The 21,952-nt window shown below is 63.7% G+C and carries 20 protein-coding genes and 2 tRNA genes; 11 read left to right on the forward strand and 11 right to left on the reverse strand.

The genetic code is table 11. The features are described from left to right. Nucleotides 1-27: 27 nt before the first annotated feature. Both R3X27_RS10735 and R3X27_RS10740 read right to left on the reverse strand, forming a co-directional pair. The gene (locus R3X27_RS10735) at nt 28-375 is read right to left on the reverse strand and encodes a chaperone modulator CbpM (RefSeq protein WP_317708858.1); all 348 of its coding nucleotides are present in this window, start codon (nt 373-375) and stop codon (nt 28-30) included. After that, nucleotides 372-1,301 carry a DnaJ C-terminal domain-containing protein gene (locus tag R3X27_RS10740; RefSeq protein ID WP_317708859.1) on the reverse strand — a complete coding sequence of 310 codons (930 nt, stop codon included), beginning with the start codon at nt 1,299-1,301 and terminating at the stop codon, nt 372-374. The genes R3X27_RS10735 and R3X27_RS10740 overlap by 4 nt, the downstream gene beginning before the upstream one ends. Nucleotides 1,302-1,577: 276 nt before the next feature. Here R3X27_RS10740 and R3X27_RS10745 point away from each other — a divergent pair, with 276 nt between their 5' ends. The 3 genes from R3X27_RS10745 to R3X27_RS10755 all read left to right on the forward strand — a co-directional run bounded on the left by R3X27_RS10745 (nt 1,578) and on the right by R3X27_RS10755 (nt 3,917). Further along, on the forward strand, nt 1,578-2,078 hold the full coding sequence (locus tag R3X27_RS10745) for a DUF4405 domain-containing protein (protein WP_317708860.1): 501 nt from the start codon (nt 1,578-1,580) through the stop codon (nt 2,076-2,078). Between the two features lie 234 nt (nt 2,079-2,312). After that, nucleotides 2,313-3,044, forward strand: a complete 732-nt coding sequence (locus R3X27_RS10750; RefSeq protein WP_317708861.1) for a ZIP family metal transporter — start codon at nt 2,313-2,315, stop codon at nt 3,042-3,044. 27 nt (nt 3,045-3,071) lie between these two features. Then, complete coding sequence (locus R3X27_RS10755) at nt 3,072-3,917, forward strand: universal stress protein (protein WP_317708862.1); 846 nt, start codon at nt 3,072-3,074, stop codon at nt 3,915-3,917. Between the two features lie 208 nt (nt 3,918-4,125). Here R3X27_RS10755 and R3X27_RS10760 read toward each other — a convergent pair whose 3' ends face one another. Next, on the reverse strand, nt 4,126-5,301 hold the full coding sequence (locus R3X27_RS10760) for a polysaccharide deacetylase family protein (RefSeq protein ID WP_317708863.1): 1,176 nt from the start codon (nt 5,299-5,301) through the stop codon (nt 4,126-4,128). Between the two features lie 178 nt (nt 5,302-5,479). Here R3X27_RS10760 and R3X27_RS10765 point away from each other — a divergent pair, with 178 nt between their 5' ends. After that, a complete protein-coding gene (locus R3X27_RS10765; RefSeq protein ID WP_317708864.1) occupies nt 5,480-5,827 on the forward strand; it encodes a carboxymuconolactone decarboxylase family protein in 348 nt (115 codons plus the stop codon). A 98-nt stretch (nt 5,828-5,925) separates the two neighbouring features. Beyond that, nucleotides 5,926-7,473: an aldehyde dehydrogenase family protein gene (locus R3X27_RS10770; protein ID WP_317708865.1), complete on the forward strand. Its 1,548-nt coding sequence runs from the start codon at nt 5,926-5,928 to the stop codon at nt 7,471-7,473. A gap of 881 nt (nt 7,474-8,354) precedes the next feature. On the opposite strand, the gene R3X27_RS10780 is transcribed toward R3X27_RS10770, so the two are convergent. Continuing rightward, complete coding sequence (locus R3X27_RS10780) at nt 8,355-10,043, reverse strand: chloride channel protein (protein ID WP_411572483.1); 1,689 nt, start codon at nt 10,041-10,043, stop codon at nt 8,355-8,357. 87 nt (nt 10,044-10,130) lie between these two features. Between R3X27_RS10780 and R3X27_RS10785 the strand changes: the two genes are divergently transcribed. The 4 genes from R3X27_RS10785 to R3X27_RS10800 all read left to right on the forward strand — a co-directional run bounded on the left by R3X27_RS10785 (nt 10,131) and on the right by R3X27_RS10800 (nt 15,753). Further along, nucleotides 10,131-11,504, forward strand: coding sequence for an FAD-binding oxidoreductase (locus R3X27_RS10785; RefSeq protein WP_317708866.1), 1,374 nt, complete (start codon nt 10,131-10,133; stop codon nt 11,502-11,504). A gap of 216 nt (nt 11,505-11,720) precedes the next feature. After that, the gene (locus R3X27_RS10790; RefSeq protein ID WP_317708867.1) at nt 11,721-13,646 is read left to right on the forward strand and encodes a DUF3604 domain-containing protein; all 1,926 of its coding nucleotides are present in this window, start codon (nt 11,721-11,723) and stop codon (nt 13,644-13,646) included. 187 nt (nt 13,647-13,833) lie between these two features. Beyond that, nucleotides 13,834-15,219, forward strand: coding sequence for a M20/M25/M40 family metallo-hydrolase (locus R3X27_RS10795; RefSeq protein ID WP_317708868.1), 1,386 nt, complete (start codon nt 13,834-13,836; stop codon nt 15,217-15,219). A gap of 105 nt (nt 15,220-15,324) precedes the next feature. Continuing rightward, nucleotides 15,325-15,753 (forward strand): hypothetical protein, encoded by a 429-nt coding sequence (locus tag R3X27_RS10800; protein ID WP_317708869.1) that lies wholly within the window; start codon nt 15,325-15,327, stop codon nt 15,751-15,753. Nucleotides 15,754-15,927: 174 nt separating this feature from the next. Here R3X27_RS10800 and R3X27_RS10805 read toward each other — a convergent pair whose 3' ends face one another. After that, nucleotides 15,928-16,146, reverse strand: coding sequence for an RND transporter (locus R3X27_RS10805; protein WP_317708870.1), 219 nt, complete (start codon nt 16,144-16,146; stop codon nt 15,928-15,930). A 180-nt stretch (nt 16,147-16,326) separates the two neighbouring features. Beyond that, a tRNA-Asp gene (locus tag R3X27_RS10810) sits at nt 16,327-16,403 on the reverse strand. A 140-nt stretch (nt 16,404-16,543) separates the two neighbouring features. Here R3X27_RS10810 and R3X27_RS10815 point away from each other — a divergent pair. Beyond that, nucleotides 16,544-17,152, forward strand: coding sequence for a hypothetical protein (locus tag R3X27_RS10815; protein WP_317708871.1), 609 nt, complete (start codon nt 16,544-16,546; stop codon nt 17,150-17,152). A 178-nt stretch (nt 17,153-17,330) separates the two neighbouring features. Further along, the gene (locus R3X27_RS10820) at nt 17,331-17,978 is read left to right on the forward strand and encodes a hypothetical protein (RefSeq protein WP_317708872.1); all 648 of its coding nucleotides are present in this window, start codon (nt 17,331-17,333) and stop codon (nt 17,976-17,978) included. A gap of 157 nt (nt 17,979-18,135) precedes the next feature. On the opposite strand, the gene R3X27_RS10825 is transcribed toward R3X27_RS10820, so the two are convergent. The 5 genes from R3X27_RS10825 to citF form a co-directional block, all read right to left on the reverse strand. Then, a tRNA-Asp gene (locus R3X27_RS10825) sits at nt 18,136-18,212 on the reverse strand. 115 nt (nt 18,213-18,327) lie between these two features. Further along, complete coding sequence (locus tag R3X27_RS10830) at nt 18,328-18,912, reverse strand: alpha/beta hydrolase (RefSeq protein WP_317708873.1); 585 nt, start codon at nt 18,910-18,912, stop codon at nt 18,328-18,330. A gap of 30 nt (nt 18,913-18,942) precedes the next feature. Continuing rightward, nucleotides 18,943-19,506, reverse strand: a complete 564-nt coding sequence (citX, locus tag R3X27_RS10835) for a citrate lyase holo-[acyl-carrier protein] synthase (protein ID WP_317708874.1) — start codon at nt 19,504-19,506, stop codon at nt 18,943-18,945. Then, nucleotides 19,499-20,434, reverse strand: coding sequence for a triphosphoribosyl-dephospho-CoA synthase CitG (gene citG / locus R3X27_RS10840; protein WP_317708875.1), 936 nt, complete (start codon nt 20,432-20,434; stop codon nt 19,499-19,501). Before citG ends, citX begins: the two co-directional genes overlap by 8 nt. Beyond that, nucleotides 20,431-21,951: a citrate lyase subunit alpha gene (gene citF / locus R3X27_RS10845; RefSeq protein ID WP_317708876.1), complete on the reverse strand. Its 1,521-nt coding sequence runs from the start codon at nt 21,949-21,951 to the stop codon at nt 20,431-20,433. Before citF ends, citG begins: the two co-directional genes overlap by 4 nt. Nucleotide 21,952: the final 1 nt, after the last annotated feature.

Genomic DNA, 21,952 nt, shown 5'->3' on the forward strand with positions numbered 1-21,952 from the left:
ACGGTTTGGATCACGATACCGCGTTCGTCATCCCTTGCGTGCCTGGTCCAAAGCCACGACGACGTCGCGCTGCGTGTCCGGAGGAAGCGTCTCGATCGCCTTCACGACTGCGCGCAGTTCCGCACGAGCGCCATGCAACTGGTCGACAAGCCCCATGACCATTGCGAGCGTTTCGTCCCGGATTTCGAAGCAGTCGCAAAGCTCGCAGGCAAGGCGCAGCCTTGCGACGTCCACCTGCCGGAACGCGACCTCCTCGGGTTGCTCCGGCACATGCACCGGCACGATGATCTCGGCCTCGATGAACTCCACGAGGCGGACGGGATCGAGCCCCGACACATCCGCGATAACCTGCTGTCGGGTGAAAGTCTCGGTCATGATGTCATCCCCTTTCGTGGGTCATGGTCACGACCCTTGCGCCATGTCTCCATGAATGCCGCCAATTCGTCATCGACCTTCGGCGGCGAGACGATCCTGAGTTCCACCAACTGGTCCCCGCACGTCTCGCGACCCCTTGGTGCGATTCCGCGCCCGCGCAGGCGCAGAACCTGCCCGCTGCTGGCGCCCGGGGGGATCGTCAGGCTGACATTTCCCGAGATCGTCGGCACCTCGACTTTGCCGCCCAGCACGGCCTCGTCCAGCGTGATCGGCAGGACCATTCGGATCGTGTCGCCGTCTCGGGAAAAGACCTTGTGAGGGGCGATCGAGACTGTAACCAGCGCATCACCCGGCTGCCCTTTGCCGATCGGCGGGTCACCCTTGCCGCGCAATCGGATCGTCTGTCCGTCCGCGATGCCGCGCGGGATCTGTACCGCGAGCGCCGCGCCGTCGGGCAGGGTGATCCGGGTCGCCCCGCCAAGGGCCGCATCGAGGAACGGCACCTGCAACCGATAGCGGACGTTCCGCCCGTCCGCATGCATGCCGTGCACGTGATCATGGCCAGTCCCACGGGCGCCGCGACCAGCGCGCATGTAATCGGAAAAGAAATCGGAGAGATCTTCGAAGTCGTCGAAGCGTTGCCCCTGGCGATAGGGGTTGTCCGGCGCGTCGGCGTAGGAGTTGTAGTAGTTCCGCTGGGCCGTTTCCTGCCCCTGGGCGTCGATCTCGCCCCGGTCGAAACGCGCACGGGTTTCGGGATCTTTCAGAAGGTCATAGGCCGCAGAGGCGCTTTTGAACCGTTCCTCTCCGGCAGCATCGCCGGGATTGAGGTCCGGGTGGGTCTCCTTGACGATCCTGCGATAGGCTTTCTTGATCTCGGCGGCGCTCGCCGTCCTGCTCACGCCAAGGGCTTCATACGGATCCATCGAACTCCCCACTTTCCGAGCAGAACCGGGCGTCAGAGGTCCGGCTGCCGCGTTCGGCGCATGCTCACAACCAGTCTACCGCCCAACGCCGTTCCGCAGATTGATCCCGGTCAAGATGCAAACGCATCCGGGGCGTATCGTTGTCGCGCAAGCGGCGTCTGGCAGGAAAGCGAAGGACTCCGGTGATGGGTTCGACGACGGGACCGAAACCGGAGAAGACGCCACTCGGTACGTTCCACGCGCTGCGGGCTGGTCTCATGTGAAAGGATGGAAAGAATGGCAGTGTCAGACACATCGTATCATCGTTCGGCGCATGCCCGTTTCTCCGGACGCGCCCTTGCCGTCTTCGGCGTCAGCACCAGCTCCCTGATGATGCTGATCAGCGGCGTGATCCTCTATGTCGCCCCTCGGGGGAGGGTCGCACAGCAGATCGACTGGGAGTTGCTCTTCCTCGGTCGGGAGGGATGGGAAGGTCTGCACATCGCCGCCAGCCTTGTCTTCACCGGGTTCGTGCTGTGGCATCTCCTCATCCACCTCAAAGTCTTGTCGAACCTGCTCGGCGGCACGCCTGCCCATCCCCGAGGGCACCGCCGGGAGGCTTGGGTTGCGCTTGGGGTCGTCAGTTTCATCTGCTTCACCGCACTTGCCATGTGGCCACCGTCGAGCTGGGTGATTCAGGGGAATGACTATTTCAAACGGACCTATTGGGAACCGGCCAGTGGCGTGGTCGGGCTTGGGCATCAGAACCGGCAAGGGTCTGGTCAGATTTCCCGGTAGGCCGGGTCACTCCGAGGAACACCGGCCTGCGAGCCCCCTCCGGTTCCGGTGAGCAGATTGACGGCCGTCAACAGCTGGTACCCGCCGCCATGGTAGCTCTGGTTACAGGCGTTTGGGGTGAGAAACTGAACGGAGCCACCTGCAGCAACCGCGTCGTTACGCGTCGCCAGCCGATCGGCGATGAGACAGCGAGGTGGTTTCGACCGAAGGACGCCAAAGAAAGGTTGAGGCAAAATGGGTCCTGATGTCCCTCTGTCTGTCCTTGCGGGCCTTCTTGCCGCGACGGTGACCACGGCGGGAATTCTGGTGGTCCGGCGCTGTGGCGACTGGGGCCCCCGGAACACGACCTATTTCGCCAGCTTTGCTGCCGGCGTGCTGATTTCGGTCGCCTTCCTGCACATCGTTCCCAGAAGCCTCGCACTGGCGCCGGATGCGCCAATCTACCTTCTGGCCGGCTACCTGTCAGTCTATCTGCTGAACCGGTTGCTTTCGACCAAGATCTGCGACCGGCTCGGGTCTCCCGCCTTTTCCATCGGTCTCATCCCGTTGCTCGGCATCGGTTTCCACTCCTTCATCGACGGGGTCGTCTATTCGATCGCCTTCAGGGTGAGTGACGTTACCGGTGTGCTGACGGCGATCGGGATGATCCTGCACGAGTTCCCCGAGGGGGTCGTGACATATGTCCTGCTTCTCAAGGGCGGCTTTCGAGAAAGGACGGCATTCTGGCTGGCCTTCGCCGCGGCGGCCGTCACGACACCCCTCGGCGCGATGTCTTCGCTGGCATGGGTGGGCGCACAGACGCCTGTCGAGCTGGGGCGGCTGCTGGCGCTCTCGGCTGGCGCGCTCTTCTATGTTGGCGCGTCTCACCTGCTTCCGATCGCAGATCGCGAACCCCGGAAATACAGCTTCCTACTGGTCGGCGCCGGCGTGGCGACCGCAGTCGGAATCGTCGCAACCAAGGCCTGAGGCCTTGCCCAGAAAAGGAGACAAACGATGAAAAATGCAACGATCCTGCTTGTGATCGGCACCCGCTGCCCCGAGCGTGAGCTTGCGGCCCGGCTTGAAGAGGCGCGCAGTCTTTCGGCGCATATCGCGATCCTGGTTGTTGGAGAAGCCCCCTGGAACCCGGCGACCGACTATGCCGCGGGCGTCGTGGATATCCAGACCTGGATGGAGCTGACGGCCACCGTCAAGACGGAGCTGAAGGCAATGGCCGAACGCGCCGAACGGCAATTGCAGCAGCATGATATTTCCGGAGACGTCACGACCCGGCTCTGCGAGCGGACAGCGATTGCCAGCGCTGTCGTCCGGCGGGCGCTGGTCTGCGACTTCGCGTTTATCGGTCAGGATCTGCGTGAAACGTCGCCCGGCCTGTTCCGCGAAGCCGTATATGGCGTTCTCTTCCACTCCCCGGCCGGGGTACTGCTGAATGACCTCAGTACCGCCTCGGCGCTGTCTCCGAGACACGTGTTCATTGCCTGGAATACCGGGCTTGAGGCCGGCCGTGCCGTGCATCAGGCGTTGCCGCTCCTGTGCGGCGCCGATGAAGTGACCATCGCGACCTTCGATCCGGTGATGGCTGAGTACCAGGATGGCGAAAACCCGGGCTCGGATGTGGCAAAATGGCTGAGCCACCACGGCTGCAATGTCCGGGTCGAACAATATCCGGGTGGCGGCAAGGAGATCGGCACCGCGATCCTTGAGCGCTCCAATGAAGGCGGCGCGGACCTGATCGTCATGGGCGCTTATGGACATTCCCGCCTGCGCGAATCCGTCTTCGGCGGAACGACCCGAACGCTTATCGAACAAACCGACAAGGCGGTTTTCCTGGCGCATTGAGAACCGCAAGCGCCCCGTGTCTGCGGTGGAGATGCGCGGCAGGGGGAACGCGAGCGCCTGCCGTGCCCCGCGCCAAGTCGGAATGGTCTGGGGTAAGGGATGGTGCCGGAAACCGACCGGGTTTCCGGCACCATCGGTTTCAGAAAGCATGCGGGGGATGCGGCCGAAATGGTGAAGGCCGCTCTGGTGCGGGAAACCGGCGTCAAGGTCACTCCAGCGCCTGGCCGATCGCCGCCTGGACCGTTGCGTCGAAACCGGAGAAAGCGCGGCCCTTGAGGAAGATGATCGGGTAGTACCCGAACGCCTCGGAGACGCCCTCGCTTTCGGGATACCGTGCGAGATAGCCATCAAGCAGCCCTTGGAAGTTCTTCTCGCTGTCCAGATGTTCCTCGACCGGGTAGTCGATAGCCTCGAGGAATGCCTTCGCTTCCAGGCACATCGGCCCCAGGCCGTTATGGAAGATCACCAGTTTCTCGCCCACCTCCGGAAGGTCCGCGAGCTGATCCAGCGGCACGGCCGGGGTCGGTTCGAGATATTTCACCTCGCGGTTTTCCGGAATTTCCGCGTAGGGCCGGACCTCCACGCTCACATGGTCCAGCCAATCGTCGAACCGGCGCCAGGTGAAGGCCTGTTCGCTCAGGGCAGCCGCGTAGACATTCCAGTAGCCGACCTTGGTCCCTCCGATATGCGGATGCGACACGAGGATCATGCTGTCGGGGGCCTTGGCAACGCTGGCCTCGACGGCCCGCGCAAAATCGTCCTCCGAGGCGCCCCTCGCAAACAGGCTGATGTCGCAGAGCGACCCCCTGCCCATGTCGGCGAAGGCGACATTCGACACCTCGATCAGACCGACATCGTATTCCTGCGGCCTGTAGATCAGGGCGCGCACGTCCTCGGTGCCGCGAGCCAGCACATAGGGCACGCCAAGGGCTTCGGCAGCCCGCACGGTGTTCTCGTCATAGGAGGAGTACTTGCACGCGAAGACCTGCATGGGGCGGTCGGTGAGCGCCTCCATCTCGGTCTTGACCGTGAGGATCTCCCTGTACTGGTCTTCATAGGGCATGTCCCAGCAGATCTGGGAAGACCCGCCGATGATCTCGCTACCGTCCTGCGCGAGCCGTCTGAAGAGTTGGGGATAGGTTTCGAGGACCGGGCCGGACGCCTTGATCATCGCCGTCAAGCCGCGTGATCGAAGCTCGCCCTCCCATTTCAATAGCCCGTCGATCTCTTCGTCGGCATTGGCGTTGATGAGGTAGATGAGGCCGTTGGTCGTTTCCGGCGCGGCGCCACCATCCGCGACTCCCGGCTGTTGCTGGGCCCAACTGGCGGCAGCGGTCAGGCAGCCCAGGGCCATGCCGGCAATTGCGTGCGATGCATGTTTCATTGGTGCCTCCTCTTGCTTGGTTCCCGCCACGCACCGACCTGCAGCGCTTGTCGCAAGCGGACTCCGTGTGCGGGGCGCCGTCAGTATTTCACATCCGGATGTCCGGGAACTGACGCGCGTCAATTGGTGGGACGCCGGGCTGCGTACTCTGCCACCAACAGCAACATGGAGAGCCTCGATGAAGAGCTATCGCGAGATTTCAACCTCCTACCATGCCGGGTTTGCCGCCTTGGCCAATGATGTTCCCGACACGATTGCCGCCTTTGGATCGCTGATGCAGGCCGCAACCCTGGACGAGGCGTTGTCGCTCAAGACCAAGGAGCTGATCGCCTTTGCCATTGCGATCACCGTCCGCTGCGACGGCTGTATCGGCCATCATGCGGAGGCGGTCATCAAGGCGGGCGCGACCCGCCAGGAAGTGGCCGAGATGATCGGCATCGCGATCCTGATGGGGGGCGGCCCGTCGACCGTTTATGGCGTCGAAGCCATGCGCGCCTTCGACGAGTTTTCCGCAACGGATCAATAGCACCCGAGACGTCTGCGCGGCCACTCGAAAGGGCCGCGCACCACCCGTTCCTGCGCCGCCGCCAACGGCCCCGGGGACAGAACCGCAGAGGTACCACAATGAATGTCGTAACCCTTGAAACCATCAGTGCCGCGCTCGACACCACCCATCTCGGCGTCGGTTATCCGTTCAAGACACGCTACGGGAACTTCATAAACGGTCAGTTCGTGCCGCCGATCTCCGGCGAGTATTACCAGAACCCGACCCCGATCACAGGCGAGATCCTGTGCGAGGTCGCCAGTTCCGGCGCAGAAGATGTGGAAAGCGCGCTTGATGCCGCCCATGCCGCCTTCAAGAGCTGGGAGCACACGTCGATCTCGGAGCGCTCGAACCTGCTGCTGAAGATTGCCGATGTGATGGAGCAGAACGCCACGCTGCTCGCAGTGGCCGAATGCATGGATAACGGCAAGCCGGTGCGCGAGACGCTGAACGCCGACATTCCGCTGGCGATCGACCATTTCCGCTATTTTGCCAGTTGTATCCGCGCCGAAGAGGGCACGGTCGGCGAGATCGACGCCAAGACCTATGCCTATCACTTCCCCGAGCCGCTTGGCGTTGTGGGCCAGATCATTCCCTGGAACTTCCCGCTGTTGATGGGCGCCTGGAAGATCGCCCCGGCGCTGGCCGCGGGCAATTGCGTGGTGATCAAGCCCGCCTCGCTGACGCCCGGCGCGATGATGGTGCTCATGGAACTGATTGGCGATATCCTGCCCCCCGGCGTGCTCAACGTGGTGAATGGGACCGGCAGCAAGGTTGGCGAGCCGCTGGCGACCTCACCGCGCATCGCCAAGGTTGCGTTCACTGGCGAGACCACAACCGGCCGCAAGATCATGCAATATGCCTCGCAGAACATCATTCCGGTGACCCTGGAACTCGGCGGCAAGAGCCCCAACATCTTCTTTGCCGATGTGATGGCCGAGGATGACGCCTATTTCGACAAGGCGCTGGAAGGCTTCGCCATGTTCGCGCTCAACCAGGGAGAGGTCTGCACCTGTCCGTCGCGGGCGCTGGTGCAGGAAAGCATCTATGACGCCTTCATGGAGAAAGCCATCGCCCGCGTCGCCGACATCAAGCAGGGCAACCCGTTGGCGCCGGAGACGATGATCGGGGCGCAGGCGTCGACCGACCAGATGAAGAAGATCCTGTCCTATATCGAGATCGGCAGGCAGGAGGGCGCCGAATGCCTGACCGGCGGCTACCAGAGCATCCTGGGCGACGGGTTGGAGGGCGGCAACTATATCGAGCCGACCGTCTTCAAGGGCAACAACAAGATGCGGATCTTCCAGGAAGAGATCTTCGGCCCGGTCCTCTCGGTGACCACGTTCAAAGACGAGGCCGAGGCGCTGGAGATTGCCAATGACACGCTCTACGGCCTCGGTTCCGGCCTCTGGACCCGCGACGGCTCGCGCGCCTTCCGCGTAGGGCGTGGCATCAAGGCGGGGCGTGTCTGGACGAATTGTTACCACCTCTATCCGGCTCACGCAGCTTTCGGTGGCTACAAGCAATCCGGCATTGGCCGCGAGACCCACAAGATGATGCTGAACCACTATCGCCAGACCAAGAACTTGCTTGTCTCCTACGACGACAACGCGCTTGGTTTCTTCTGAACCCGAGCATTGAGTGGCGGGGCCGGCACGCGCCGGCCCCTTGAAAGCGCCCCAAGGTATCTTCTGAGCGCCCAAAATGACGTAAAAGCACTTGCGCCGTCATGGGGGGACGACGCTGAATTTCGTTTACCCAGATGACCGGAAACCCCTTCAAGCAGCAAAGGCCTGAGAGACTTCCGGCTGGTGCTGGCAGGTCTGGGCTGTTGCCATCCCGGCTGGGTTTGAACTCAACCGCCCGGATGTTGGATGCGGCCGTGTCCATAGCCGGATGCCCCTTGTGCCCACGACCTCTGCGTTCGTGCCAAATTCCGAACCCGTCACTCGCAAAAACCGTCCCGGAACTATCCACGAACAGGTTCAGCGGTCCGTCAACGCGTCGGTAGCTGGCATAGACAGCGCCGCAGGTCCAAGATGTCCGCAAAGTATGAATGAACGAGCACCTGATGGCGTGATTTGCAGCAGCAAGCCCGAGACGCCACCAACGGCGAACGTCACGTTGCGCCCACGGCTTGGATGTCGAAGGCGTTTCACCTCGACGGCTGACATTTCGGAAACCTTCTTCGACATGTTGCACCCACATCCTGCCCGCCGAAAATACAGCGCACGGACGCAACCGCCTGCAACGCCACGCAACGCCAAATCAGATTTTTTTATTTATTTCTGAGGCTTGTCGAAACACCACACGACATGACGCGACACAACAATGGTGGCAGGGTCGCCCACCACTTCCTCCCAACCGTACTCCCAACCGTATGAGTTTGCGTCGAAGTGGTCTTGGCCCCCTCACATATCAAAGCACCATTGCGATGAGGCATCAGCGGTTTTTGGGCTGATACCCGAGCGTTCGGCGGCTATCTCGCAAGACCCGGATAATGGGGGCGTCAGGAATGCTCCTCGGCTGCCGTGTCCGCCAGTGCCCGGTTATAGGCTTTGAGCGCGTCGATCTGGAACAACGCCCCAATCAGCTCCGGCTGTCCCCCTTCGGCGACCGGGGCCACGACCGGCAGGAGGGCTTGTCCGGTCGCGTCGAACATTGGCAGGGCGACCTCCAGCGTCGTCTCCGGTGTGATCGAGACGCCCTGCTCGATCAGCGCCAGACAGGCGTCTTCGGGGGCCGCGCGGGGCGAGTCCTTGGAGCGCATGATCACCGCCGCCGAGTAGATCGACAGCAAATAGGCCTGTGGTCCGGCCGACAGATGGATGCCGCGATGTTCGAGTTGGGTCAGGAAGAAGGAGCGGTCGACCAGACGGCTTGCCAGCGCGGTGGAGAGCGAGACGGCAACCATGACCGCAAGACCCGTCTGCCAGTCGCCGGTCAGTTCGAAGACGATCAAGGTCGTCGAGATCGGTGCCCCGAGCACGGCGGCGGCGACCGCGCCCATGCCGGCCAGCGCGTAAAGCTCACCCGTGCCGGAGTAATGCGGCACGATCTGGGTTGCGACATAGCCGAAGGCGAGGCCGGTCAGCGCGCCGACCATGAGCGAGGGAGAAAAGACCCCACCGCCCATCCGGCCTGCCATGGTGATGGCGACGGCAATGACCTTGAGGATGGCGAAGACAAGGGCTTCATGGAAGAACAGCTCGGCGCGCAGGGCGGCGGCGGTCGTCTCGTAGCCCACGCCGATGATATGCGGAAAGCCGATGGCCAGCAGGCCGAGCAGTGCGCCGGCGATGGCCGGGCGCAGAAAGAACGGGATCTTCCACTTCTTTTGAAGATGCGTGCCGAGATCGTCCGCAAAGAAGATTGCCCGCATGAGAAGCACGGAGACCAGCCCGCAGAGCAGCCCGAGCAACAGGAAGGCCGGCAGCTCGACATAGAAGGAGAGCGAACTCTTCGGCGTCAGGGTGAACTCGGTGACATTGCCAAACTCGAGCCGGCTGATCACGGTGCCGGCGACAGAGGCGATGACAATCGGCGCGAAAGCGTGGACGGCGAAATGGCGCAGCACCACCTCCAATGCGAAGAGCGCGCCGGCGATAGGGGCGTTGAAGCTCGCCGAGACGGCGGCGGCCACGGCGCAGCCGAGCAGGTCGCGTCCGGTGATGCCACTCGCCCCGATGCGCCGGCAGACCCATGTCGAGATCACGCCGGCGAGGTGCACCACCGGCCCCTCGCGCCCGGAAGAGCCACCCGAGGAGAGGGTGATCAGCGAAGCGGCGGCCGAGGCGAGGCCAGCCTTGATCTCGACCTGCCCACGGTTGAGCGCTGCGCCCTCGATCACGTCGGCCACGGAGCGGACCCGTCCGTCGGGTGTGAACCGACCGAGGATCAGCCCGACCACGAGACCGCCGCAAATCGGCAGACACAGCAGCAACCACCAGGGCAGGGTGCGGGCGAAGCTGTGGATATGCTCGACATCCTCGGCGCCGTAGAGCGTTGCCTGAAGCCAGGTGATCCCGGAGCGGAAGCCGACCGCCGCCAACCCGGCCGCGATCCCGACCGCCAGCGCGATGAACCAGAACTGCACCTGGCTCGGACCTTGCCGCAGCAGGAGCTGCCAGCCACGCCGCACGGCGCCCAGCGTCTCGTCCCACTGACGACGGATCAGCTCTCTCGTGCGTTCAGCCACGCGCAGCCTTTCGCGGGCAGGGGCGGTCTTTCCCTTGGGGCCCGCCTGCCCTAGGGTGCCAGTCGGTCCAGCGAAGGGGAGGTTCGGATGACCATCGCCACGACACTAGACTCTCTTGAAAGTTTCCTAGGCGATCGGCTGTCGCGCTCCAAGTCGGATCTTGCCGCGCATGGACAATCGGAGAGCTATTTCGCCCCGACACCGCCCGATGCGGTGGCATATCCCGAGAGCACCGATGACGTTTCACGCATCCTTGCGACATGTGCCGATCAGGGCTGCCCGGTGGTCGGTTGGGGCGCGGGGACCTCGCTGGAAGGCCATGCGCTGGCGATCCAGGGCGGGGTCTGTGTCGACTTTTCCCGGATGAACCGGCTGTTGGAAGTCCACCCGGAGGATATGGACGCCGTGGTCCAGCCCGGGCTGACCCGCGAAGAACTCAACCGGGACCTGCGGACGACGGGGTTGTTCTTCCCGGTCGATCCGGGCGCCAATGCCTCGCTGGGCGGAATGGCGGCCACGCGGGCCAGCGGGACAACGACCGTGCGCTACGGCACGATGGCGGACAATGTTCTGGGCTTGCAGGTCGTGCTGTCCGATGGCCGCGTGATCCGCACCGGGACGCGGGCGCGCAAATCCGCCTCCGGCTACGACATGACCCGGCTTTTCGTCGGTTCGGAGGGTACGCTGGGACTGATCACCGAACTGACCCTTCGTCTGCATGGACAGCCAGAAGCGATTTCGGCCGCGATCTGTGCCTTCGGGGGGATCGGCGACGCGGTGGATTGCGTGATGGCGACGATCCAGTCCGGCATCAAGGTGGCGCGGATCGAGTTCGTCGACGCGGCGACGGCGGCGGCGGTCAACGCCTATTCGGCGGCGGATTTCGCCGAGAAGCCGCATCTTCTGGTCGAGTTTCACGGGTCCGAGCAAGGCGTGGCCGAGGAGGCGCAGCGCTTTGGCGAGCTGGTCGCGGAGATGGGCGGCGAGGGCTTCCGCTGGTCGACAAAGGCCGAGGACCGCTCCGCGCTCTGGGAGATGCGGCACACGGCCTATTGGGCGATCCTTGCCAGCCGCAAGGGCGCGCGCGCGGTGGTGACCGATCTCTGCGTGCCGATCTCGCGGCTGGCCGAAGCGGTCGAGGAGACCCGCGCCGATATCGCCGCAAGCCCGATCCCCGGACCGATCCTCGGCCATATGGGCGACGGCAATTTCCACGCCATCCTGCTGATTCATGACGAGGCCCCCGAGGAGCTGGAGGCCGCCAAGGCGCTCTCGCATCGCATGGTCGAACGGGCGCTGCGGCTTGGCGGGACGGTCACGGGCGAACATGGCGTCGGCATGGGCAAGCTCGACTACATGACGGCCGAACATGGCGAGGCCTGGCCTCTCATGGGCGATATCAAGCGCGCGCTCGACCCGGCCGGCATTCTCAACCCGGGCAAGGTCGTCCCGCAGCACTAGCGGTTCGGGACTGCCCATCTCCCGCGTGGCGACGCGAGGCCGAAGCGCAATGCGGGCCGGGCGAGACGCCGGCTCGCGCGTTTCCGTCCCGAAAACACCCAAGGATGCACAATCTATGCGGGAATCAGGTGACTTTTCCCGCGGGAGGTCTAGTCTTTATTCCAGGAAACAAGAGTCGCGCTTGAAGCGGCCCGTTTTGAACTCAGGGAGTTACCGATGTCTCTTCGCGCCTCCGTTGCCGCCTGCTGTCTCCTGACAGCCCTGCCGGCCTCCGCTCAAATCCATCCCAGCCCGGAATCCCTCGAAGGGCTCTATCCCGGCAAGGCCTATTCGCCCTATACCCAGCGGGGCTTCCCGTCGAAGGTCTATTGGGGAGACACCCATCTGCACACGGGCTACTCGGTCGATGCCGGTCTCTTCGGCAACACCACCGGCCATGACACCGCCTATCGCTTCGCGCGGGGCGAGGAGGTCCAGGCGGCGTCCGGCCAGCCGGTCAAGCTCGCGCGCCCGCTCGACTGGATGGCGCTGACAGACCATTCCGACGGGATGGGCCTGATCTTCGACATGTTGGACCAGAAGTCGAACATCATGAGCTTCGAACAGTCCCGCGGCTGGGCCGAGGCGCTTGCGGAGGGGGGCGAGGCCAGTGCCGCCGCGGCGCTGGACCTGATCACCAATTTCAGCCAGGGCACCATCGATCCGAAACTGATGGCGCAGTATTCGCCGGGCTCGCCGATCTATGCATCGGTCTGGGAGACGGTTGTCGACAAGGCCGAGGAATATAACGATCCCGGCGTCTTCACCGCTTTCATCGCCTATGAATGGACCTCGCTGGTCAAGGGCAACAACCTGCACCGCAATGTGATCCTGCGCGACAATGGCGACAGGGCGATGCAGGTCGAACCCATGGTGACCCAGGCCCCGATCGGCTCGACCGACCCGCTGGACCTCTACAAATGGCTGGAGGAGTACGAGGCGCGGACAGGCGGGCAGGCGCTCTCGCTGGCCCATAACGGCAACCTGTCCAACGGTCTGATGTTCCCGACCGAGCAGCAATATACCGGCGCGCCGGTGGACGAGACCTATGCCAGCCTGCGCGCCAAATGGGAGCCGCTCTACGAGTTCACCCAGATCAAGGGCGATGGCGAGACCCACCCGGTTCTGTCGCCGGAGGATGAGTTCGCCGATTACGAGACCTGGGATGCGGGCAATCTCGACCTGACCGAGGCCAAGACCGAGGCGATGCTGAAGAGCGAATATGCCCGCGAGGCGCTCAAGCAAGGCCTGGCCCTTGAGCGCAAGCTCGGCGTCAACCCCTACAAGTTCGGCGCGTCCGGCGCCACGGACAGCCATACCTCTCTGGCAACGGCCGATAGCGACAACTATTTCGGCAAGGCCACCAATGCGGAACCCTCGCCAACCCGCATGCAGCACCCGTTCACCAAGACCGACAAGGGCGCCTTCGAGGGCTATGAGTTGGTCGCCTCGGGCTATACCGGCATCTGGGCGGAGGAGAACACGCGCAAGTCGCTCTGGGATGCGATGGCGCGCAAGGAGACCTATGCGACCACCGGTCCGCGGATCACGGTGCGCTTCTTCGGCGGCTGGGATTTCACCGAGACCGACCTGCGCGCGCGCCAGCCGGCCTTTGCCGGCTATGGGCGGGGCGTGCCGATGGGCGGCGACCTGCGCCCCGCGCCCGATGGGGCCGAAGCTCCCGTTTTCATGACCTATGCGCTGCGCGATCCGATCGGGGCAAATCTCGACCGGTTGCAGATCGTGAAGGGCTGGATCGACGCGGAAGGCGAGTTGCACGAGAAGGTCTATGACGTTGCGTGGTCCCAGGGCCGCGATCCGGATGCGGATGGCAAGCTTCCCGCCGTCGGCAGCACGGTCGACCTCGAAGCGGCCAGCTATACCAACAGCATCGGTGCGCCGGAGTTGCTCGCCGTCTGGACCGATCCGGATTTCGATCCTGCCGAGTCAGCCTTCTATTATGCCCGCGTGATCGAGATCCCGACGCCGCGTTGGGTTGTCTATGACAGCGTCCGCTTTGGCATCGATATCCCGGAGGCCGCTGAAACGGAGCACCAGGAGCGCGCCTATACCTCGGCGATCTGGTACAGCCCGGAAAGCTGATGCGCACAGATACGTGCCGGGAGCGCTGCGCGCGTTCCCGGCCGTGACATGCGGTTTTCTTCATCGACACGGCCGTGTGGCCGAACAGACAAATTATTGCCACAGATAAGAAAAATCGTCCCTTTTGCGGATTCCCTCCCCTGTCGAAAAGGACTAGTCTGCTCGCAAGTTTGCGCAGGAGCCTTCCATGACCGACCCCCGCCTCGCCCCCGTTCTTGATCGTATCGACAGCGATCTCGACGCTTCCATCACCCGTTTGATGGAGCTGCTGCGGATCCAGTCGGTCTCGACCGACCCGGCCTACAAGGCCGAGTGTGACGCGGCCGCGCAATGGCTGGTGGATGATCTCGCCTCGATCGGCTTCGACGCCGCTCGCCGCGAAACGCCGGGCCACCCGATGGTCGTCGCCCATGGCAGCGATTCCGGCCCGCATGTGCTCTTCTACGGACATTATGACGTCCAGCCGGTCGATCCGCTCGACCAGTGGAAGACGCCGCCCTTCGAGCCGGTGCTGCAGGAGACCGGGAACGGCCCGGTGATCCGCGGTCGCGGCGCCTCCGACGACAAGGGACAGCTCATGACCTTCGTCGAGGCCTGCCGGGCCTGGAAGGCCGTCCATGGCAGCCTGCCGGCGAAGATTTCTTTCTTTATGGAAGGTGAGGAGGAGAGCGGTTCCCCCTCGCTCATCCCCTTCATGCAGGAGAATGCCGAGGAGCTGAAAGCCGATCTCGCGCTGATCTGCGACACCTCCATGGTCGCCCCCGGCGTGCCGTCCATCGCCAGCCAGCTGCGCGGCATGCTGAAGGACGAGTTCACGATCACCGGCCCCCGGATCGACCTGCATTCGGGCCATTATGGCGGCCCTGGCCTCAACCCGCTCAGGGAAATCGCCCGCATCATCACGTCCTTCCACGACAAGACCGGCCGTGTTGCCGTCGAGGGGTTCTACGAGGGCGTGACCGAGATCTCCGAGGAGATGAAGCGGCAATGGGAGGCAAGTGGCTTCGACGAGACACTCTATCTCGAAAGCGTGGGCTTCACACGCGCGCATGGTGAGCAGGGCTATTCGACGCTGGAGCAGCAATGGGCGCGCCCGACGCTGGAAGTGAACGGCCTCTGGGGTGGGTATATGGGCGCTGGCACCAAGACGGTGATCCCGAGCCAGGCGCATTGCAAATTCACCTGCCGTCTTGTCGGCGAGATGGATCCGGACCGGCTGCGCGAGAAGGTCCGCGCCCATGTCGAGGCGCGTCTCTCGCCGGATGCAACCGTGACCTGGGATGGCGATCTCGACGGCTCGCCAGCCGCCGTGATGAACACCGAACGGCCGGAATTCGAAGCCGCGCGCGGCGCGTTGAGCGATGAATGGGAACGCGAGGCGGTGCTGGTCGGCATGGGTGGGTCGATTCCGATTGCCGGGTTCTTCAAGGAGGTTCTCGGCATGGATGCGATGCTGATTGGCTATGCCAATGACGACGATGCCATCCACTCGCCGAATGAGAAATACGACGTGAAGAGTTTCCACAAGGGCATCCGCAGCTGGGCTCGGATTTTGGCGGCCTTGTCGACGTAAAGCGCGCTCGCGCCGAAAACGTCATGACTGGCAATTGTCGGGTAACCTTTTTGGATCATCGTCCAGTGCAGGAAAGTGAGTCCCGCACCGTATGGATGAGCCAGGATGAATCGTACGATTGCAGTCGAAGAAGAGATTGACCGCCAGATCAATCATATCCGGGATGTGATGAAACTCTCGGGACAGCCGGTCAATGCTTTGCCCGGCCGACAGATCCTCCAGATCCGAAATGCCCGCTATCACATGGCGGGCTACCTGCCCAACAAGACCGGCAAGCCGACCTCGCAGGGCTATATCGTCTTCCAGGGGGAGCCGACGCCGAACTCCCAGTCTACGGGCGGCGTCATACGCTTCGTTCCGGACGAGGAATTGGAAGTGCCAAAATACGACCCGGGCAGCAAGACGATCCAGCTCTGGATCGACTGGATCTACCTTCCCATGGTCCTTGAGCAGCTAAAGCACCGGAAGCATTACCTTTGGATCGGCTTCTTCGACAATGGCCACACCTATGGGGACCTGCATTCAGACCCTTGAGCCAGGCAAGTCGCGGCTCTCCGTTGATATTGGAGTATTGATGCGCCCTGGCCTCGCGCCGGAATGGGCGGTGCGTCGCTGCAAGGCGCTGCCGTCAGGGTCTTTTCGAAGGTGGGCTTGGTCCGCGCAACAGAGCGAGGGCAGGGGGAGCGCCGTCGCGATCTGGCGCGTCGCTCACCGCGTGCGTGCAATCCGGATCAGTTTCAGCGCCAGCAGAAGGATTGGCACCCCATGCAGGGCGAGGTCGAAAATGTCGATGGGTCGGCTGAGCGTGCCTTGCGCCAGCATGCGCAGTTTCTCGACCAGGTGAGGTTCGGGCCGGAACGGGGCGAGGCCCAGTAGCAGGGCCACGATCGCGAGAGTGGTTGCGTTGATCCGGTCGAGAAGTCTCATGGGTGTCTCTTGCTTTGGCGATCCAGCGAACAACGTTTGCCAGCGATTGCACCGTCGATTTGATCGCCGCGACAGGGATATGTCCAGTCTGGAGGCGAAGAAAGGGCCTCGGGAACGCCGTTCCCCACATCCGGAGACGGTATCAACATCTCCGAGCGGAGAATTCACTTGATGGGAAAGTGGCGCGGTTGACGGGGCTCGAACCCGCGACCTCCGGCGTGACAGGCCGGCACTCTAACCAACTGAGCTACAACCGCGCGGTTCGCCGGAACTAGGCTGTACGACCCTCGCCGTCAAGCGGAAAATGCCGCCTTGCCACGCCACCGCCCCTCGGCCAGTCTGCCGCCAAATGGTGGCGGAGTGAGTGCCATGTCCCAGAGAGACGCAGACGCGGCCTATGCCGCCGCGCTGGAAGAGATCGAACGCGCGCGCAGAGGGAAAGACCGAGATCTCCTTCGATGGGCCAGCCTTCCGTGCCCTTGAACGTTTCCCCCCGGAACTGGCTCGCCTTGAAGGCCTGAGATATGCCTCACTCAGTCAGAACTCCGTCAGCGATCTCTCTGCCCTGAGCGGTCACACCGGTTTGCAAATCCTTTGGTTTTTTAGCTCTGCCGTCAGCAACCTCAACGCTTTGAGCGATCCGACCGGCCTGAGATTCCTCTACCTCTCCCAGAGCTCTGTCAGCGAGCTCCCTGTCATGGCGGGCCTTGAAGAGCTGGAAGCATTGATGCTCGACGGGACAAATGTTCTTGACCTGCGCCCTCTCCGCTGGCTCCCGAAGCTGGGAACAGACGAGTTTCAACGGTTGACCTTCCATGACACGCCCGCCACCGCTGCAGACACCGAACTCGCGCGCCTCTCCGAGATCAAGGGCGAAAAAGAGCGTGCCCGCGAAACCCTCGCCTATCTGAACAGCCTGCCGCCGTGGCCCGCGCCCTTACACCCCCGCCGCCCGCCCCGATGGCACACCGCCCCGGCCCATCGGCGCGGAGCCCAGGCCGCCTAGGCAAGTCTCTGCACCTTTGCAGGTAACGGACGATGGGAACGGCTGGCGCGAGGACCGCCCCGGCGACAAGCTGAAAGCCCCCCAGCGGGACCTTGCCTGCGAAGGCTGGGAAGCCCTGTGCGAAGTCCTCGAAGATCTCGGTGACCTTCGTCCACGTCTGGGCAACCAGATGCCAAAAATGTCGAAGGTCCTTACCCGTTTCGAGACCGCCCTCGGCGCGCGCTATGAAGACGTCAATCCGATCAAGCTCGGCACCCATGGCAACCGAATCATTCGCCTCTCCACGACGGCTGGGGAGACATTGGCTGAGGATGATGTTGCCGAACTCCAGGAGTTTGCCGCCGCAATTGCGCTCTTTCTCGAGCGATTTCCCGAGTGGCGCGCCTATCGCGATCCGACACCGGAAGAGACATTTTCGCCGGAGGTCGCCTTGCACCTGGCCGAAACGGTTCGGGAGCTTGCCGGGGCGTTGAAGGACCTCCCAGAGATGGACCCGGCCATTTCCGCTAGCCTCGAGGAGCAGGCACAGGCCGTAGCGGAGATGGCCGAAGATGCAGTGACGGCGAAGGGACAGGCAAATTCCGCGTCCAATGTGGTCTCCGCCGTTGCTGAGATCCTTTGGAAAGGAGCCAAAGCCTGTGGGGTGGGCGTGGCGACCTTTGCCAAGATGGTTGTGGAGAAAAGCACGGAGCTTGTTGCCACCGGCTTGGCGGGCGCGGCATTGGACATCCTAGCCAACAATGCGGCATTGTTGCGGTCGCTTGCTGCAAGCAATCCGCAGACTTTTGACTGGATACTCGAGGTGCTGAAACGTCTGGGTTTGTAGTGGGGAAACCCCCTTCACAAACACCAGAATCCTGGAGAATTTAACGAGCGCCATTGTAACCCATTGATTGCAAGTAGCCGAGAGCATGTCCCGAAGAGGGCGGTTCTAAAACGCCAAAGGCCCCCGCGGGTGCGGAGGCCTTTGAATTGAGCAGCGATGGCGCGGTTGACGGGGCTCGAACCCGCGACCTCCGGCGTGACAGGCCGGCACTCTAACCAACTGAGCTACAACCGCCCGCTGCCCGCCAGCGATGGGGTCCATCGCGTGGCGTGAGCGGCGTTTTAGGCCGGGGCGCGGGTGGCGTCAAGCGGGACCGGGTGGGTTTTTTGCTCCCGGGACAGATATTTTTTCACCCCGCAGCTGCTTCGATCTGCTCGACAAGGTCGACAAGGATGTTCAGCCCGTAGGGCCAGCGGCCGAAGCCGGATTCGGCGTTGATATGGCCCGCCGTGCCAAGGTCGACAAAGTCCGAGCCCCAGGACTGTGCGAGCTGTTCGGTCCGTTCGATGGAGATCAGCTTGTCGTCATGCCCTGCGACCAGAACGCTGGGTTGTGGCAGGCGGCCATGGGGAATGATGTCTTCCGCTTCAAAGCGCATGGGGTCGGCGGGGGCCACGAACATACCGCCCGCGATCTCCGGGTGGTCCTCGGCGATCACGCAGGCCGAGGCTAGCGCGCCGAGAGAGTGGCCGATCAGGATCGCCGGCTTGTCGCAACTCGCGAGGTGCCGGTTGATCGCATCGATCCAGAGATAGATGTCGCGCTGGTCCCAGCGGCTCATCGTGATACGGCTGAAGAGAGGCGTCTTCTCCTCCCAGAGCGTCTGCCAATGCTCGGTCCCCGAATTCTTCCAGCCTGGAACGAGCACGAGATCATAATTCTCGCAATGCCCGCCGAGGGTGTCGATGGCTTCAGGATTGCGTATCGGGCTCATGGGGGCTTTCGAAATGCGGGATGGCTGTCCTCATGGTTTACCGCCCCGGCTGGCCGGCGCAAGCCCTTCGGCCTGTCCGAGAAGCCCGGAGATGGCGACACGGAGTTCGTCAAGCGAGTGGGCGCGCGAGCGGGTGCAGCCATGGGCCGGGGTGTTGCAGAGAAGGCAATGGCGGGGCGGCTGGCCGATGTCGCGGCGGGACAGGGCGGTTCCGGAAGCGTCATGAACGTCGAGATCCCAGAGGCGGCCGAGCGGGTGACTTTCCTCCAGCGCCACCATCTCGGCCTTGAGCGTGGTGGGGACGATGTCGATGGAAAAGAGCGCTTCGGGGCCCGTCAGGGTGTCTTCGTCGTGGTGGCGCGTGATGGTCCAGCCATGTGCATCGAAGCGTTCCGCAAGAGTGGCGCGGGCCGCATCGGCAATCCGTTGCGCCGCTGGACAGAGCTTGACAGGGCCGGGGAAAACGAGGCTGAGCGCGAGGGTCGGTTGGCGCAGCAACTCCTGCGCGCGGAGGCGGCGGGCGACGCGTGCCTCACGGGCCTCGAGTATGGCGGCGAGGTCGACTTCGGGACCGCGGAAGAGCGGGTCAGCCATTGCGCTGGTCCGGCGGACGGGAGCCGAGCGCGGCGAGGAACCAGGTGAGTCCAACAAGGTCCGCTGTGCCGCCGGGGCTGAGATTGCGAGCGATAAAGGCATCGTCGAGAGCTTCGAGCCGCGCAGTCAGGGCGAAGCGGTGCAGGTTTTCAGCGCGCAGTCGTGCCGCTTCTTGACGGACATAGGCGAGACCGTCGGGGCCGCCTCGGGAGATCAGGTTCGTGTCCTTGTTTTCGGCGAGGAGCGCCACGAGGGCGCTGCGCAGTGCGTCACCTTCGCTTCGGCCGGACGCGCGGGCGGTGCGAAAAGCAGGCAGGCCGGCCATGCGGATGGTGGCGAATCCGGATTGTGCCTCGCCGCGCGCGCCCGGCAGGCCGTGCCGGTGGAAGGCCAGCTCGCCGGCGGTCCGGGCGGTGCGATGGTGACCGGCGAGGTCCCGCGCAACGAGTCCGGCGGCGATAGCAGCCACCTCTCGGCACAGAGCAACGGGCTCCAGAGCCGCCTCCCTCGCAACCAGACGGCCGGCGGCGCCGAGCGCGAGGCCAAAGGCAAAGATAGCGCCCTTGTGGGTGTTTACACCTTTGGTGGCGTGTAGCATGGCCGTTTCGCAATGGAGCCCGAGGCGGCGCAGCTCCGGCAGGGTGGCAGGGGCGGGCAGGGCGGCGTCGGCCTGACCGGCCTCGATGAAAAGCGGGAAGAAGGGTGCGATGGCGGCGGCGCTGGCTTCGAAAAGGGCGACGTCCATGTCCGCATGGGAGCCGGTATTGCGGAGATCGACAAGGCCGGGTTTGGGCGTGAGCCAGACCTCGCGGAGCAGCGCCTCATGGGCGAGATCCGCGAGACTTGCCACGTCCAGCGGTCGCGGGGCAGCGACCGGGGTCTCCGGCAGCGCGGACGCTGCCGGGGATATCTGTGTCAGCGCGCTCACGGGGCGATCTGGCGAACTGTGTCGATGACCGAGCCGTCGCGATAGCGGACATGGCCGACCACGTTGTCGAGGAAATGCAGCGGCTCGGGCTTGCCGGATATGGCGATGGCCTTGCGGTAGAGATCCTCGATCGGCACGACCGGCAGGCCGGCGGCCTTGAGGCGATCGGCCACATCGGGGCGGTTCGGGTTGACCGCGATGCCGTGATCCGTGACCAGCACGCCGACCGTTTCGCCCGGAGTGACCCGGGTTGTCACGCTCTCGACCACTGTCGGGATGCGGGTCCTCAGCAACGGGCCGACCACGATGGAGAGGTTCGCGCCGGCTGCCGTGTCAGCATGACCGCCGATGGCGCCGCGCACAACGCCGTCCGAGCCTGTCAGCACGTTGACGTTGAAATCCAGATCGATTTCCAGCGCCGAGAGGATGACCATGTCCAGCCGATCCACGACCGCGCCCTTGGAGAATGGGTTGGCGTAAAAATGGGTCGAGATCTCCATGTGCTTGGGCGAGTCCGCGAGGGAGCGTGCGGCGACGGCGTCAAAGCTCTGGGTGTCGATCAGCGTGTCGATCAGACCCTTCTGGTGCAGATCCACCATGCCGCCAGTCTGGCCGCCAAGTGCCCAGGCGGCCTTGATGTCCTTCTCGCGCATGCGCCGCTCAAGGAAACGTGAGGTGGCCGTCGAGGAGCCACCCGTGCCGGTCTGCATCGAGAATCCATCCTCGAAATAACCCGCATGTTCCATGACTTCTGCACAGAGCTTGGCGATCAGCAGCTCGCGCGGGTTGGTCGTGGCGCGCGCCGCGCCGACCGATATCTTGGCCGGATCGCCGACCTCCTCCACCTGCACCACCCAGTCGACCTGGTCCTGCCGGATCGAGGCGGGGGTGTTGGGGAAGGGCACGACCTCCTCGGTCAGCATCACGACCTTGTCGGCATGCATCGCATCGACCATGGCGTAGCCCAGCGAGCCGCACCACGAGCGTCCCGAGGTGCCGTTCGCGTTGCCGAACGGGTCGCAGGCGGAGACGCCGAGAAAAGCGACGTCGATCTTGATCTCGCCCTTGTCGATCAGCGCAACGCGCCCGCCATGAGAGTGGAAGGTGACGGGCGTCTCCATCAGCCCGTTCGAAATCGCCTCGCCCAGCTTGCCGCGCAGGCCGGAGGTGTAGAGCTTTGTAATCACGCCGCTTTCGATATGCGGGATGATCGCGGCATTGGCGCCGAGCAGCGAGGACGGCGCCAGCGTCAGGTCTTTGAAGCCCATTCTCGCCAGCGTTTCGACGACGAGGTTGATCACCTTGTCGCCTTCGCGGAAGGCGTGGTGGAAGGAGATGGTCATGCCGTCCTTGAGGCCGACGCGGCGGACGGCCTCTTCGACGCTTTCGACGATCTTGCGGTCACCATCGGCTCCGGGGCCGGAGACGAAGGGCGTTTTGGCGTTGAAACCGACGAAGGGCTCCAGCCTCTTGTTATGGTCGCCAAGCGAGGCCATCGGGTTACGTTTCGATGCCATG

The organism is Tropicimonas sp. TH_r6, assembly GCF_033101155.1.
Classification (GTDB): Bacteria; Pseudomonadota; Alphaproteobacteria; order Rhodobacterales; family Rhodobacteraceae; genus Tropicimonas.